General features: G+C 48.2%; 14 protein-coding genes. 2 read left to right on the top strand and 12 right to left on the bottom strand.

Annotation, left to right across the window (positions count from 1 at the left end):
- Nucleotides 1–186 precede the first annotated feature (186 nt).
- The 5 genes from fieF to cpxP all read right to left on the bottom strand — a co-directional run bounded on the left by fieF (nt 187) and on the right by cpxP (nt 4059).
- Nucleotides 187–1089 carry a CDF family cation-efflux transporter FieF gene (gene fieF, locus OI69_RS11145; RefSeq protein WP_039350191.1) on the bottom strand — a complete coding sequence of 301 codons (903 nt, stop codon included), beginning with the start codon at nt 1087–1089 and terminating at the stop codon, nt 187–189.
- A 30-nt stretch (nt 1090–1119) separates the two neighbouring features.
- Nucleotides 1120–2307, bottom strand: a complete 1188-nt coding sequence (locus OI69_RS11140; RefSeq protein WP_039350117.1) for a sugar transporter — start codon at nt 2305–2307, stop codon at nt 1120–1122.
- Between the two features lie 370 nt (nt 2308–2677).
- Complete coding sequence (locus OI69_RS11135; RefSeq protein WP_039350114.1) at nt 2678–3040, bottom strand: type II toxin-antitoxin system HicB family antitoxin; 363 nt, start codon at nt 3038–3040, stop codon at nt 2678–2680.
- On the bottom strand, nt 3037–3312 hold the full coding sequence (locus tag OI69_RS11130) for a type II toxin-antitoxin system HicA family toxin (RefSeq protein WP_080752633.1): 276 nt from the start codon (nt 3310–3312) through the stop codon (nt 3037–3039). The genes OI69_RS11135 and OI69_RS11130 overlap by 4 nt, the downstream gene beginning before the upstream one ends.
- Nucleotides 3313–3549: 237 nt before the next feature.
- Nucleotides 3550–4059, bottom strand: coding sequence for a cell-envelope stress modulator CpxP (gene cpxP, locus OI69_RS11125; protein ID WP_039350186.1), 510 nt, complete (start codon nt 4057–4059; stop codon nt 3550–3552).
- A gap of 152 nt (nt 4060–4211) precedes the next feature.
- Here cpxP and cpxR point away from each other — a divergent pair, with 152 nt between their 5' ends.
- Both cpxR and cpxA read left to right on the top strand, forming a co-directional pair.
- Nucleotides 4212–4910: an envelope stress response regulator transcription factor CpxR gene (gene cpxR / locus OI69_RS11120; protein ID WP_039350111.1), complete on the top strand. Its 699-nt coding sequence runs from the start codon at nt 4212–4214 to the stop codon at nt 4908–4910.
- The gene (gene cpxA, locus OI69_RS11115; RefSeq protein ID WP_039350108.1) at nt 4907–6277 is read left to right on the top strand and encodes an envelope stress sensor histidine kinase CpxA; all 1371 of its coding nucleotides are present in this window, start codon (nt 4907–4909) and stop codon (nt 6275–6277) included. The genes cpxR and cpxA overlap by 4 nt, the downstream gene beginning before the upstream one ends.
- A gap of 143 nt (nt 6278–6420) precedes the next feature.
- Here the strand turns inward: cpxA and OI69_RS11110 are convergent, their stop codons facing one another.
- The 7 genes from OI69_RS11110 to OI69_RS11080 all read right to left on the bottom strand — a co-directional run bounded on the left by OI69_RS11110 (nt 6421) and on the right by OI69_RS11080 (nt 14279).
- Complete coding sequence (locus OI69_RS11110) at nt 6421–7308, bottom strand: LysR family transcriptional regulator (protein ID WP_235319677.1); 888 nt, start codon at nt 7306–7308, stop codon at nt 6421–6423.
- Nucleotides 7309–7513: 205 nt separating this feature from the next.
- The gene (locus OI69_RS11105) at nt 7514–8107 is read right to left on the bottom strand and encodes a DUF1120 domain-containing protein (protein ID WP_039350102.1); all 594 of its coding nucleotides are present in this window, start codon (nt 8105–8107) and stop codon (nt 7514–7516) included.
- A 10-nt stretch (nt 8108–8117) separates the two neighbouring features.
- A complete protein-coding gene (locus OI69_RS11100; protein ID WP_235319676.1) occupies nt 8118–10556 on the bottom strand; it encodes a fimbria/pilus outer membrane usher protein in 2439 nt (812 codons plus the stop codon).
- A gap of 9 nt (nt 10557–10565) precedes the next feature.
- Nucleotides 10566–11264, bottom strand: a complete 699-nt coding sequence (locus OI69_RS11095; protein WP_039350099.1) for a fimbria/pilus chaperone family protein — start codon at nt 11262–11264, stop codon at nt 10566–10568.
- A 98-nt stretch (nt 11265–11362) separates the two neighbouring features.
- Nucleotides 11363–12058 (bottom strand): DUF1120 domain-containing protein, encoded by a 696-nt coding sequence (locus OI69_RS11090; RefSeq protein WP_039350096.1) that lies wholly within the window; start codon nt 12056–12058, stop codon nt 11363–11365.
- Nucleotides 12059–12464: 406 nt separating this feature from the next.
- Nucleotides 12465–13175, bottom strand: a complete 711-nt coding sequence (locus tag OI69_RS11085) for a DUF1120 domain-containing protein (RefSeq protein WP_039350093.1) — start codon at nt 13173–13175, stop codon at nt 12465–12467.
- 399 nt (nt 13176–13574) lie between these two features.
- On the bottom strand, nt 13575–14279 hold the full coding sequence (locus tag OI69_RS11080) for a hypothetical protein (RefSeq protein WP_039350090.1): 705 nt from the start codon (nt 14277–14279) through the stop codon (nt 13575–13577).
- Between the last annotated feature and the right edge of the window lie 285 nt (nt 14280–14564).

Below are 14564 nucleotides of genomic sequence, written 5' to 3'. Positions count from 1 at the left end.
ATGTAATTTTGCAGGATTCTTCTATCGTAAATTCACCGCCACCGTAACACTGGCAGCAACGCCTTATGCTTTTATTAGCATATTATAACAAACACCCGAAGCTGAATTGATTCAGGTCAGGCTATATTGTGCATAAATTTTCATGGCCTATCACGTTTTTAACATAAAATGCGGAAGCATGATCGACTACATCGCCAACCTGCCACGCTGATTTTCCGGCACAGCGGAAACCGGATCCTGATGGATAATAATATCAGCCCCCGGAAACTGTTTTAGTAATGCCTGCTCCAGCTCGTCTGCAATGTGATGGGCCTCAACCAGCGGCAGTGCGTCATCCATTTCCAGATGCAGTTGAATAAATCGCGTCGGCCCGGAGCGGCGCGTGCGCAATGCATGAGCGCCGCGAATACCCGGCCAGTTCACAATAATATCAGCGATGGCACGATGCTCTTCGTCCGACAACGCACGATCCAGTAACGATTGTATGGCGTCATATCCCATACGTAACGCGCTATATAAAATATAACCACCGATACCTAATGCAAACAGGGCGTCGGCACGCGCAATGCCTTTCCAACTGAGCGCCAGCGCCACCAGAATCGCGCCGTTCATCAACAAGTCGGACTGATAATGCAGCATATCCGCACGCACCGCCTGGCTGTGCGTACGCTTCACCACCCAGCGCTGGAACGATACCAACAGCAGCGTGGCCAATAGCGCAATAAGCGTCACCCACATGCCCACTTCCGGCGCATGCAGCGTCTGTGGTTCCAGCGAGTGTTGCAAGCCCGTCAGGATCAGGAACAGCGCCGAACCGGAAATAAACATGCTTTGTGCCAACGCGGCCAGCGATTCCGCCTTACCGTGGCCGAACGCATGCTCCGTGTCTGCCGGCTGTAACGAATAACGCACAACCAGCAGGTTCACCAGTGACGCGGCGATATCCACCAGTGAATCAACCAGCGACGCCAGCAGGCTCACCGAGCCAGTATGCCACCAGGCAAACACTTTCATTATGAACAGTACCAGCGCCACAGCGGTGGCGCTCACGGCTGCCAGCGTCACCAGACGCGCATAGTGTGGATTCATCATCCCCTCACGTAATGTCGTGACCCGCATTTAGCTCGTTAATGACGTTTTTAACACACGGGAATAGCGAACGAACGTAAAAATACAGCATAGCGTTGCGAGCATCGCCACCGCCGCGCCAATAAAACCGATATCGGGCAGCCCCAAATGGATAATCACCTGATTGCCCAGCAGCGCCCCGCCGCCAATCCCAATGTTATAAATCCCCGAGTAGAGCGCCATCGCTACGTCAGTGGCATCCGATGCCAGCGTCAATACCTTGACTTGCATACCCAAACTCAGCGCCATAATCGCGATCCCCCAGACGAGACAGAGCGTCGATAAGCTCCAGCCACTGAATGACAAAGGCAGTAATAACAGTAAACACACCGCCAACAATGCGAACGACGCAATCAGGAATCCCGCCGGATATCGGTTGCTGTAGCGGCTAAACAGCATGCTGCCAATGATGCCTGCGCCGCCAAAAATCAGCAGCAGGATGGTGGTGAAGTTTTCACTCAACAACGCCACTTTCTGGATAAACGGCTCAATATAACTGTAGGCGGTAAAGTGCGCCGTTACGATCATCACCGTCAGGCCGTACACGCACAGCAACGCCGGACGCTTAATCAGCAAAGGCAAGCTCTTTAATGAACCGGAATTACTGCTCGGTAATACAGGCAACAGCCTCATCATGCCCAACATGATCGCCGTGGCGATCAGACCGATGAGGGCAAACGTTACGCGCCAGCCCAGATACTGCCCGACCACACGCCCCAGCGGTAACCCCAGCACGAGCGCCAGTGCCGTGCCGGTCGCCAACAGGCTCAACGCCTGTGCTTTTTTATCCGCAGGGGCCAGACGCACCACCAGCGACGCCGTAATTGACCAAAACACCGCGTGAGCCAGTGCTACACCGATACGGGCAATGACCAATACCCAATAATTCCAGGCCAGACCGGACAACACATTGCTGACGGCAAACAGAATAAAGATTTTGATCAGCAAACTGCGGCGTTCCATATCGCTGGAGAGCAGCATGCAGGGCAGCGACATCAGCCCCACCACCCAGGCATAAATCGTGATGATCAGCCCAACCTGCGCGGCGCTCATGGCAAAGCTGGCGGCGATGTCTGACAGCAACGCGACGGGGGCAAATTCAGCGGTGTTAAAAATAAATGCCGCCAGAGAAAGGCTAACGACACGTAACCAGGCGGTCGAACGGGGAGAACGGGTCATGGTATTGATATCAAAAGTTAAAATAAAAGAATGCGCCCCCTGTCGTAGCAGAGGCTAACGCGATGAAGTCATGGTACAGGGAAAGTATGACATCGCCGTGTAATCGGCGAGCGGCCAAGGGTGTTTCCGCGTGCTTTTATGAAGATGTCAGCCAGCCTGAAGACAGGTAAGGGAACATTCATGAGCATCATTTTTGGTGCTCATATTCTACGCGTTACCACGCCCTTACGCTGTCTTTTTTCGTGCCTTTCTTGCTCTACTTTGTATCCGGTTTCTATTGATAAAGAGTGGCTGTATCAAGAGATGTTGCGGTGCAATACACGTTTTCACTGTTGTTTTTATGCAATAAAACCACTAGAGCAGGAGATCGTTAATCCTGTTTCATACGTTCGCTAAGCGTTTCAACAATAAACGTATTCACTGAAATTTGACGTTCAGCGGCCGCAATGGTCAGTCGTTCCCCGAATGATTCAGGATAACGGAGGGTGAATGTTTTCACCTTCTCTTCACGCTCGTAAGGTTCGATGCCATTTTCCTGACAGTCTTCCAGATATTCGCGTAGCGAAATTTCACCCTCGCTTCTCAAGCCATTAATACTGTCGGCGACAAAATCACAGTAGCCAGATAAACCAATAAACTTACCACGAAACATACCAATTTCCGGTACGTAGCTGATAATGGCTGGTTGTCCAGAAACCACCATCGTATTTGGTGTGTTGAGTGCTTTCGTCATGGTTTTACTCCTATACTTTCTAGCCATTCACGCAGGCTAACCAGTGCACCTTTATCAGTATCCGGTGACGGGTGAGGACGATGAAATCGGGCGATACTCCCGTTCAATAAAAATTGCACTCGTGACCCGCTACCTTCCTTAATTTCACCACCTAACGCAGTAACAAGTGACTCAATATTCGACCATTTGACACCTGAAAGTACGGGTGTTTTGAAAATTTGGCTCAGCGTTTCCCGCTGCTTCTTTCGTAGGCTGGCTATTTTTCCCTGCATTACCGATTCCATGATGTCATTTACTGAAGTCAGTATAAACACCGCTAATATGAAGTCAAATCATGAAGTCAAAGCACGTAATATGCCTGAAAAATCCATAAAAAAAGCCCTCCATCATGGAGGGCAAAAAGACAGGGATGGTGTCTATGGCAAGGAAAAACAGGGTGTGTACCTACTACACATTTACTACTCGGACTGCACTACATTCACTACAGACTACTTACTACACTCGCACTACTACTCGGGATGACTTGTCGTACCTGGTGGTGGCGCGGCCATCTGGTTAAACATCGATATCTGTTGCTGCATCTCTTTCATTCTTTGCTCATGCTTTAGCTCTAATATGTCTTTCTGCGCTGGCGTCAGCAGGTTATACATTTGGTTGCGCACGCGAGCCATCTGGATCTGGCGCTCAATCTGCACACCCATCATTCGGGTTATCTGCGACCGCACTGCCGCTTCGTTAAACGTTTCCGCCGTCACCAGCTTGTGCATGGCTTTAACATCTTCGGTGTTAAACGCCGGCTTGTCCTGACGACTCTGGTGCATCAAATCACGCATCTGCTGGCGCTGTTGTTCCGTCAGCCTCACACCATCGAACATACCTTGCTGACCGGGTGCGCCTTTCGTGGCGGAATCATCAATATGCCAGCCGCCCACAGGGGCATCTCCATTTCCTGCTGCAAAGGCGGTAAACGAGCCTAACATCAGCAGTGAAGCAAGAGATAAGGTTGCGAACGGTTGCATCAATAACTCTCCAGAGCGGTACGTACGTTGTGAATCAATGAACATGAGTCTACGCACCTTGCTGCAAACATGCGTCAGAGGGTGTAAAACTATGTAAAGTCATGGAATAGCGCTAATCTATGTCGTATTTTGCCCTTGGAGGTAGAGAAAACATGAATAAAATTCTGCTGGTTGATGACGATAGAGAGCTGACGGCTTTATTGAAAGAGTTGCTCGAAATGGAAGGGTTTAACGTCGTTGTCGCCTACGATGGCGAGCAAGCGTTACAGCTATTAGATAACACGATTGATCTGTTATTACTGGACGTAATGATGCCGAAGAAAAACGGCATCGATACCTTAAAAGAACTACGACAGCAGCACCAAACACCGGTCATTATGCTGACCGCCCGCGGCAGCGAATTGGATCGCGTTCTGGGTCTGGAACTGGGGGCCGATGATTATCTGCCCAAGCCTTTTAACGACAGGGAACTGGTCGCGCGGATTCGTGCGATCCTCCGCCGTTCTCATTGGACCGATCAACAGCAGACGGGTGATAACAGCGCCCCAACGTTGGAAGTGGATGGCCTGCGCCTCAGCCCTGGCCGACAGGAAGCCAGCTTTGACAATATCGTACTGGATCTGACAGGCACCGAGTTCACACTGCTCTATCTGCTGGCACAGCGGCTGGGACAGGTGGTGTCCCGCGAGCATTTAAGTCAGGAAGTGCTGGGAAAACGGCTGACACCATTTGACCGTGCGATCGATATGCATATCTCAAACCTGCGGCGTAAATTGCCAGAGCGCAAAGACGGTTTGCCCTGGTTTAAAACACTGCGTGGACGCGGCTATTTGATGGTATCGGCTGCATGATCAATAGTTTGACCGCTCGTATCTTTGCCATTTTTTGGCTAACGCTGGCGCTGGTGCTCATGCTGGTTCTAATGGTGCCCAAGCTGGATTCGCGCCAGCTTACTGCCTTGCTGGAAAACGAGCAGCGGCAGGGCATCATGTTGGAACAACACATTGAAGTCGACCTTGCCAACACGCCTGCCAACGATCTGCGCTGGTGGCTACGGCTGTTCTGGGTGTTGGAGAAATGGGCTCCGCCGGGGCAACGTCTGTTTCTGGTCACCAGCGAAGGTCGCATTTTGGGCGCAGAGAAACATGAAACCCCGATCGTGCGTAATTTTATCGGATTGTCGGATAACGCCGATCACCCGCAAAAGAAAAATTACGGCCGCATTGAGCTGCTCGGTCCCTTTGCGATCCGCGATGGCGATGACAACTATCAGCTTTACCTGATTCGCCCTGCCAGTAGTCCACAGTCGGATTTCATTAGCCTGCTGTTTGACCGTCCTTTACTGCTGCTGATCTTTACCATGCTGATCAGTTCACCGCTGCTGCTCTGGCTCGCCTGGAGTCTGGCAAAACCTGCACGTAAGCTTAAACATGCTGCCGACGAAGTCGCCAAAGGCAACTTACGCCAGCACCCGGAACTGGAATCCGGCCCGCAGGAATTTCAGGCGACGGGCGTCAGTTTTAACCAGATGGTCAGCGCACTGGAACGGATGGTCACAGCACAGCAACGCCTGCTGTCGGATATCTCCCATGAGCTGCGCACGCCGCTGACGCGCTTGCAACTGGCGACAGCACTGCTGCGCCGACGTCAGGGCGAAGGCAACGAACTGAACCGCATCGAAACGGAAACGCAGCGGCTTGACAGCATGATTAACGACCTGCTGGTGCTGTCACGCAATCAGCACAAGAACGAGCTGACCCGTGAATTCCTGCATGCCGATGAGCTATGGGGCGATGTGCTGGACGATGCCGCGTTTGAAGCCGAGCAGATGGGGAAAACGCTGGAAGTGCCCTACCCGCCGGGGCCGTGGACGCTCTTTGGCAACCCAGCTTCGCTCGACAGCGCGCTGGAAAATATCGTACGCAACGCGCTACGTTATTCTCACAACCACATCGAAGTCGCCTTCTCGGTAGATAATCAGGGTATCACCATCAAAGTCGATGACGATGGCCCCGGCGTTAGCCCGGAAGATCGCGAACAGATTTTCCGTCCCTTCTACCGTACGGATGAAGCACGCGACCGCGAATCCGGCGGCAGCGGTTTAGGGCTTGCGATTGTGGAAACCGCCATTACGCAGCACAAAGGCTGGGTAAAAGCGGAAGACAGCCCGCTGGGCGGGTTGCGCTTAATCATCTGGTTGCCGTTGCATCAGCGGTAAGTCAGCGAGGCATGTTAAAACTACCCTGACGTACTGGTTTTTTTCAATACGTCAGGGCGTCTCGTATAAGCCAACAAAGCCCATTACTTTTAGAAATAACCCCGAATAAAGGGTATTGTTGATTAATCAGACTACTGATTACACTAGCCAAATGAAAGTTCCTCCCATTTCTGCTGTATATATTTTCTAAAACTAATCATCAAAGGGGATTGATATTCTCTATATCTCCACACCAGATAAGTCTCTAACGTAGGTATTTTCCAGTCTGGAAGAATCAACTTTAGCTCTCCAGACTCAATATAGTTTCGAATATACCAATACGGAGAAGCCACACAAATACCTTTCCCTTCTAAAGCAAGGTTGACTATAGCTGTAACATTATTTGAAATTAATTTCGCGTCAATTTTTATAGCTTGTTGAATACCCTCATCCTCTTTTGTGAATGTTAAATCCGCTAGTGAGGGATGATTTAACATCAACACATTATGGTCATCAAGATCGCGAGGATTGACAACCCTATGATTTTCATTCAAATAATCAGGAGACGCACACATAACAAGAGGCATCGGTGTTAATTTACAATGAACAAGATCTGGGCTATTAATGAATCCACTTTTTAACACTAAATCGTCAAACTCAGGAGAACTTACCGATAAATCACTTCTTTCTCTTGAAAATAAATCAATGCAAACGTCTTCGTGCTCAATGATATAGTCATAAACCCATTGATTAGCAGTATTTTCACACATTACACTTGGCGCTGAAAATCTAATTTTTCCACAAATTCTCCCCGTATCATCACCAATTTCAGAGAGTAAAGAATAGACTGAAGAGACGATCGATTTCGCTTTTTTATAGGTAAAATTCCCTGCATTGGTCATTTCAATTCCACGAGAATTTCTACGCAATAATGTGCAACCCAATAATGACTCTGTTTTGGCAATCGATTTACTGATCGTTGACACGCTCGTACTCAGTTTTGTCGCGGCCAGTGACAAACTGCCACACTCAACAACCGTATAAAAAATCACCCAATCATTTACTAATTTATTTTTATAGATCAAAATAATAACCCCAGCGATAGTTAAAAAAGTTGCAATTTATTTTTCTCAATGCAATAAATTCCTTTATTTTTTCGTTTTATATAAAAAAACCATATGAGTGCTGGCTCCCCCTCCCCCAGCCTCTTATTTGTTCTGACAAGCGACCGAGGGACGACAAAATATGCCCGTAAAACTAATTGATCAACGAGAACGTCAACATCGATTCGCTGCGTAGAGGACTACTGACCTGAGCCTCTGATTCTGCCAATATGGGTTGTATCTCCAGGCGCGCAGTCAAGGCCTTACCTCTGACAGGTCGCCCATCCAGAACGGGTATCAATTGCGTTCCTGGAGTCAACATCATCGCATGACTGCCGCCATTTTTTAATTCACCTGTCGACGTCAGCGTTCGCAGTTCTACTGCATGACCATCCAACTGAACATCCATCAGGCGCAAGCGGGTAACACCGTGCTCACCGTAGCGTAGATCTCCTCGCTCTCCCCCCTCTCCCTGAACCAGCAATTTTATCGTTCGGGTGTATGGACAAACCGCATTAAACATCAGTGAACGCATACCGGGAGATACCGATCCTCTCGCAAGATCTTGCAATTGCCAACGTGACATAATGCCGTAATCAACCACTGGATTGCTTACTGACAGATTACAACGAGTATCGGGTATCAGCTCTGGCATCACCGTGTCAAACGGTGCAATAACATCAGCAGCACTGGCAAAGGTGACCCCTAACAACAGCGCGAACCCACACCGTCCAAAAAGCCTGTTCATATCATTATCCTTATTGGCAAACCGCCGTTGCATGTTCGTAGAGGGTAGGAGTTTCAACGGTTTCCGGCAGAGCAAGCTTCATTTTACACTCCGTCCTGCCCGAACGTTGAACCTCCAATATCATGTCGGGTGCAGCATCTGGCACAAAAACTGAGCCATCATCACCCACCACAGTCACCAGATGGTCCGAATGATCAAATACGCTGGCACCAGGTAAAATTCGTTTACCGTTCGCCATCATGGCGTCAACCAATACACGGCGAGTGCGTACCACGTCAAAATCCACCCGACCAATAGCGCCCCGTGCCATTTCGGCTTCCTGCCAGGCATTGCTGACATCAATATTTTTAGCCAAACTACGAGTATCGATTTGAATACCCGAACGGCGGTAACCATTCAGTGTCGGCAGTACGGCATACCCCCAGCGGTTAGTCCACACAGGGCCTCCAGGCGTATCCAGTCGAACCCCCGATTCTTTCCCCACCCGAGCAATACCAAAGGTATCTGCAACCCGGTAAGGAGAGAACGTCGCCCCACCCTCATGTAACACTGCACCACCGCTGGCGCGCGCAGACCAGTTCGTATAGCGATCGCTGTCATGGCTCAGGCTGGCACTGAATTGACTGACTGGCGTTACAAAATCAACATTGCCGCTAGCAGAAGTGAGGTGGTTGCGTAAATTGCGATCGGTGGCGATGCTCCAGCCAATCTCCTGACTGGTGCGTTCGCTGTAGCGAACACCTGCACGGGCACTACGTTTGGACGAGTACAGATAACTATCGATATTTCGTCCCTCACCCAGCGGAATACTGAACGAGACATATAAGCGTTCATCCTTCTGACCACTGAGCGTCGCGGTGTTGCGCTCAAGACTAACGCCGAGATAAGCACGCCCAAACTGACGACTCCAACTACCACGCAGATAGTCATTGTTGTTAGCGTCAAAAGTAGTGCTACGCGCCCATGACAATGAAAAGCTGCCGAGGGAATCTTCCGACCAATTGATTCCGCTTCCCCACTGATAGCGGCTTTGGCTATTAGGATTATCCAAAGCGTCGCGTTGCAGGGCATCACTCAGTTCTCGGTATTTGGAACTCTGCTGTCTTCCGTTGATACTGACACCGAGGCGCTCAGTCAAACTATGGCTAAGCATCGCAGACAACAACGCCCCGGTGTTACCATGCTCGACATCCTTTGCCAACGTGCTCTGAAGGCTAAGACGGGTCAGATCAAACAACTGGGTTTCCAGACTCAGGGCACCTGCGCGATAGGGCGTTGACCCTAATATGCCAACATTAAGGCCTGTGAAAGGCGTCATCTGCCAGCCCGTGGCGATGGTTCCCAACACGGGAGATTGACCATTTTGTTGCTCAAGGCGGCCTGCACCAAATGACAAACCAGAAGCAACCAGAGGTGCGCGTGCCAACAATGTCGCCGCAGGAACCGTAAACTGACGCGCCTGACCGTTACTGCCAGTAAGCGTAACAGCCAGATCGACGCGGGTATTCAGCAGAGAAAAGCCCTGCAATCGGAAAGGACCAGCCGGAATTGTTGTACTGTAAACCAACACACCAGACTGGCGTACTTCGACTACAGAGGGCGTATCCGCCACCCCTTCAACCAGTCCGCCACCACCTTGCCCAGATGTCAGAGCCGACTCAGGAAACATTTGAAAGCCCTGAACCTGCCCCGTTCCGAACAGCGAATTAGAGAGGTTAATCTGGCCGAGCTGCAAGACCTTTTTAATACCGACAAAACTACGCTGTGCATAGGCGGATTGATGATTAATTCGATTCTGATTATTAAAACGGGCAAAAGTCTGGCGGCTGCGCATAATCCAATCTCCGGCATTAAATCCTGCTTCGGTATTGACTTGACCGAAATCAACGCCCCCACTCCTACCAGATGAATTCATGTATTGAGCAGAATAATTTAACATGCCGGCGACGCCACCGTGCTGCCAATTACCGTCATCGGTATCTAACCTATTAAGTGCTTCAGGTGGGATAATCAGGTGAACCTTACCCTCACCCGGTTCAGGTTGTATATCCGTTTGGGGCCAGGCTCGACGCAGGTCAAAACAGGCGACACTCTCTGCATAACCCGGTGGTGATACCAGCCTCGCCTGACGCTGAAAAGCGCGATCGGCACATAATGTTCCCTTGTCATCAAAACGTACTTTCATCCGCCCACGATTATCACCATTTACTATCAACACCACCGTGGACTCGCCGGGCATAAAACGTGGTACATGGCTAAATATCCTTGCAATGTGGGGGTCAACACCACGTTCATTCAGCACTTCAGTATCAAAGATTAGGCCATCATGTTCCTTGCTAACGGTAACTGCACGGGCTAAGCCAATACCACAATCACAGCCGACAACAATCAAGAGAAGGAGAGCATAACGCCACGATCGGCGTTGACCAGTGTGCACAACATATGACACTCCTCCTCCTTAAGGCGCCAGAGGCGCATCGTAATTATCAACAGTAAATCCCCAGGTGGTTGCCGGCGATATCCGTACTTGGTTTATCGTTCCCCCCGTTTTTTTCGTCTCTTTGGTAAGCATCAGGCTCTGTCCCGGTAAGACATAAGTATGCGGCAGTGCCCAGGTCGAATGATCGGGTAACGTCGTAACACCAGAACCAAGGCGAACAACATAAGGTGATGGGTTGTGGACGCTTAACTTCCCTTCCTTTAACGACCACACAAGGCGCTTCCAGGGCGCATCATCGTGGGCAAGACCAGTAGGACGAATGATGATTGGCAGGTTCTGTCGTACCGTCATGCGCACGACATTCTTGTTTTTTTCCTGCGGGGGCACACCCTCAAATACCACGCGCTTGAGGCGTTCTGTTTTAAGCGGCGTTTTCGTCGTCAGCATGAAACGCACACGCTGGGTTTTTCCAGGTTCAACTCGGGCAGTTGGCGGGGTGACAATGAGCAACTTATCCTTGTCCTGCTCAATATCTTGCAGAGTGGTCAAGAGCAGTACGGGAAAGGTATCCGTATTATTCAGGTTGATGGCACCTTCTCCATCGTCTTCCTCAACGATAACAACTGAGGATTCAGGCAACATACCCGTAGCATGTGCATTACTGCATAACAGCCACATAGCGGCAAATGAGGACAAACAAAAAGCAGAAAGATTCATACGATATCCTATCGGCATATGAAAGTAAGGAAACAAGTATTAGGCAGAGGCTGTCAGAAAAGGCTGGTCGCAAAAACCGACCAGCCACAGCAAGCTTATTACAAGTAGACCAGTTCCAGCGTGGTCAGCCCGTCTAGCTTCACGGGGTTAGAAAGGTCAAGCTCAGAAGCCTTATTGATGTAGGCTTGCACATTCAGCTTGCCAGCCAGATTGGTAAAGGCGACAGGCTCCTTAGTGCTGGGTTTGAACCAACTTGAGATAATTGGTACGTTGTAATAGAAATACGATTTAGGATAAGTTTGCCATTTGGCACCCGAATTGAGGCTTTTAAAGCCATAAGCAACTGATTTACCATCCGCAGTGACATCTGTCATCGCAATCGCATATCCACCCACTCTTTGGCCGCCATCCAAGCCAAGCCCGACAACATAGTGAGCAAGCTCCCTTTTTATCCCAGCAGGGATATAGGATGCAGAGCCTGCACCATCATTCCCTTTTCCAGCCACAGTATTCAGGCGACCATTAATTGCTTTCAACGCTACCTTAGCAGGCGCATAACAGGTGATAGAAAAATCCAGAGATTTTCTATCAAGCTGAGTCAGTGAGCCCTTTTTTAAGGACGCTGGCGGAATAACACCATAATCAATGGTCCCCCCTCCCGTCAGTACCGGTTTACAAGCCGACGGCGTGATGGTACCAATCACTTTGACATCAATATTCTCCGCCATGACGTTTGCCGATGTTGTCGCCAGCACAGCCAGCGCACAGGCGGTTTTAGTAATATTATTCATCATAATGACCTCTTTAATTTTATGGAAAAAACATGCCAGAAAAAGATATTTACCCCGGTAGTTAGGCGGGTTAACAATCCCCTTTAATTTTTAAAAAACAACCACTATAAAATTATGTTAATAATAACGACAAAGCGCTATTTCACAGACACCAAATCAAATAATACCAGCCAGGAAAAAAGAATAATCACAACAAGATTCGTTATTCCCAAGCAAATATCTGGCAATATAAAAGCAAGTAAACAGAAAAACATAAAAACAAGGACTTATAAATAAAAAATATAGGTAGAATATATTATTTAAATTAGCAATAATATTTCACCAAAAACATATTCGGTACTGAAAATAAAGAAACAATGCGTAATCAGGAAAGACCGGGCGCAAAGCCCGGCCAGCGACTGAAAGCGTATTACAAATAAACCAACTCCAACGTGGTCAGCCCGTCCAGTTGCACGGGTTTAGCAAGGTCAAGCGCAGAGGCCTCAGTGATATAAGCCTGTACGCCTAGCTTGCCAGCCACCGTTTTAAACGCGATGGGAGTTTTCCCGTCTTTCTCTGCCCATGTGAGTTGTAGGTCTCTGGTATTGAAACTAAATAAAGAGCCTTTATCATATGACGATGACGTCCAGCTATCGGATGCATTTTTGCGCATCAGCAATGAGGCGCTCTGACCATCAACGCTATAACTGCCAGGTACCAGTCGGATGCCATATCCCCCGATATTTTGTCCGCCATCGGACTTCCCTAACCCCGCTACATTGATAGATTTCGTATCAAAGATCACCCCATTAAATATGTCATAGCCACCATAATTTCCCTTGGCATTTGTGGTTGTATCAGCCTTCGCGCCGATAGCATGCACAGCAACCTTGGCTGGGGCATCACAGGTTATGGAAAAATCCACCTGTTTTTCATCTAAAACCGTAAAGGAATCACTATTTAAGGACTCTGGCGGAATAACACCGTAATCAATGGTGCCCCCCCCTGTCAGTGCCGGTTTACAGGCCGACGGCGTGATGGTACCAATCACTTTGACGTCAATACTCTCCGCCATGACGTTTGCCGATGTTGTCGCCAGCACAGCCAGCGCACAGGCGGTTTTGGTAATATTATTCATCATAATGACCTCTTTAATTTTATGGAAAAAACATGCCAGGAAAACATATCTCCCCCGGTATATAACCGGGTTAATAGCCCTCACTGGTTTTTTACAAAATAAAATAACCATCATGAAATTACGTTAATAATAACGATAGAATACTATCCACTAGGCCATCAGGCACCAAATTAAATAATCGCAGCCAGATGCGGAAAATAATCACCACAAGATAGTCATTTCGAAGCAAGTATCTGGCAACGTAAAAAACAAGTAAACAAAAAAAAAGAAAAATAAAGATTTCAAAAAAGGAAAACACACATAAAATATCGAAAATTTAAATTAGGATAATAACCATATCCAAAACAAATTCTGGCGTAAGAAATAAAGCGTACTCAGAAAAGACTGGGGCTGATAAGCACGTTACAGATAGACCATTTCCAACATGAGTATCCCATCCAGTTTGACGGATTGGTGAGAGGCCTGACGCTTTATTAAAGTACGGCTACACACCCTGTGTGCCAGCCATGATTTTGAAAGCGAACGGAGTTTTCTCGACTTTTCTGTCCACGCGAATTGCTGACGTTTATCAGAAGCATGGTATATACATTTGTTATCAAATTTCCAATATCCCCATGACCCAAACGTATTGCGATGGATTAATAATGAAACGTTTTCACCATCAACAGCGTAGGAATCAGGCACAAAACTGATGTCATACCCTCCGCTATTTATACGGATATCAGATGCTTCCAGGCTTGCCATATTTATAGATCTCATCTCAAACAGCTCTCCTACATCATAGTAATCTGGTTCACCTGGCTTCTTGCCGATAGCATCAATCGCCCCCCAGATGCCATCACATACTGTTGAAAAGCGAATCTTTTTTTCATCCAAAACAGTAAAAGTATGTCTTTTTATCAAAGCAGATGGAGTAATACCGTTAGCAGGAAGGCTCCCATCAGCCAAAATTGATTTGCAGGCTGTCAGTTTCAGTGTACCTATAATTTTTATGTCACTGCCGTCAATCATCTCTGTTGGTGGTGCTATTACCAGTACCGCCAGTACACAAGCAGCTCTCTTCACAGTCTTCAACATAATATGACCTATCACTAAATCGGTTTGCATAATAGCGCGACACTTTCTGTAGGCAGCACCCCGTCAACACAGTGCTTGCACGATAAGAAGTGAAGCATCCATGTGGAAGTTATTTAAATTGACATAATACCGAAAAATGTCATCATGCCCGGTGGATAATGGTGTTCACAACATCATGAATCAACGAGAAAATAATGATAGATAGAATTCATCAGTATGGGAAACTTGCCTTATAATTTATAAAAATAATTATTCCATTTAGAAAAAATTTGATAAAAGCCACGAAAAATAAAAGAAAAATAATACCCTATATTG

The sequence above is a fragment of the Pectobacterium fontis genome, assembly GCF_000803215.1.
GTDB classification, from domain to species: Bacteria; Pseudomonadota; Gammaproteobacteria; order Enterobacterales; family Enterobacteriaceae; genus Pectobacterium; species Pectobacterium fontis.
This window is presented reverse-complemented; position numbering and strand designations above follow the sequence as displayed.

Coding starts and splice junctions, on each gene's coding strand:
- cpxA (WP_039350108.1), top strand. CDS start 4,907: ATGATCAATAGTTTGACCGCTCGTATCTTTGCCATTTTTTGGCTAACG.
- OI69_RS11080 (WP_039350090.1), bottom strand. CDS start 14,279: ATGCAAACCGATTTAGTGATAGGTCATATTATGTTGAAGACTGTGAAG.
- OI69_RS11090 (WP_039350096.1), bottom strand. CDS start 12,058: ATGATGAATAATATTACTAAAACCGCCTGTGCGCTGGCTGTGCTGGCG.
- cpxR (WP_039350111.1), top strand. CDS start 4,212: ATGAATAAAATTCTGCTGGTTGATGACGATAGAGAGCTGACGGCTTTA.
- OI69_RS11135 (WP_039350114.1), bottom strand. CDS start 3,040: ATGACGAAAGCACTCAACACACCAAATACGATGGTGGTTTCTGGACAA.
- fieF (WP_039350191.1), bottom strand. CDS start 1,089: ATGAATCCACACTATGCGCGTCTGGTGACGCTGGCAGCCGTGAGCGCC.
- OI69_RS11130 (WP_080752633.1), bottom strand. CDS start 3,312: ATGCAGGGAAAAATAGCCAGCCTACGAAAGAAGCAGCGGGAAACGCTG.
- OI69_RS11105 (WP_039350102.1), bottom strand. CDS start 8,107: ATGAACAGGCTTTTTGGACGGTGTGGGTTCGCGCTGTTGTTAGGGGTC.
- OI69_RS11085 (WP_039350093.1), bottom strand. CDS start 13,175: ATGATGAATAATATTACCAAAACCGCCTGTGCGCTGGCTGTGCTGGCG.
- cpxP (WP_039350186.1), bottom strand. CDS start 4,059: ATGCAACCGTTCGCAACCTTATCTCTTGCTTCACTGCTGATGTTAGGC.
- OI69_RS11140 (WP_039350117.1), bottom strand. CDS start 2,307: ATGACCCGTTCTCCCCGTTCGACCGCCTGGTTACGTGTCGTTAGCCTT.
- OI69_RS11095 (WP_039350099.1), bottom strand. CDS start 11,264: ATGAATCTTTCTGCTTTTTGTTTGTCCTCATTTGCCGCTATGTGGCTG.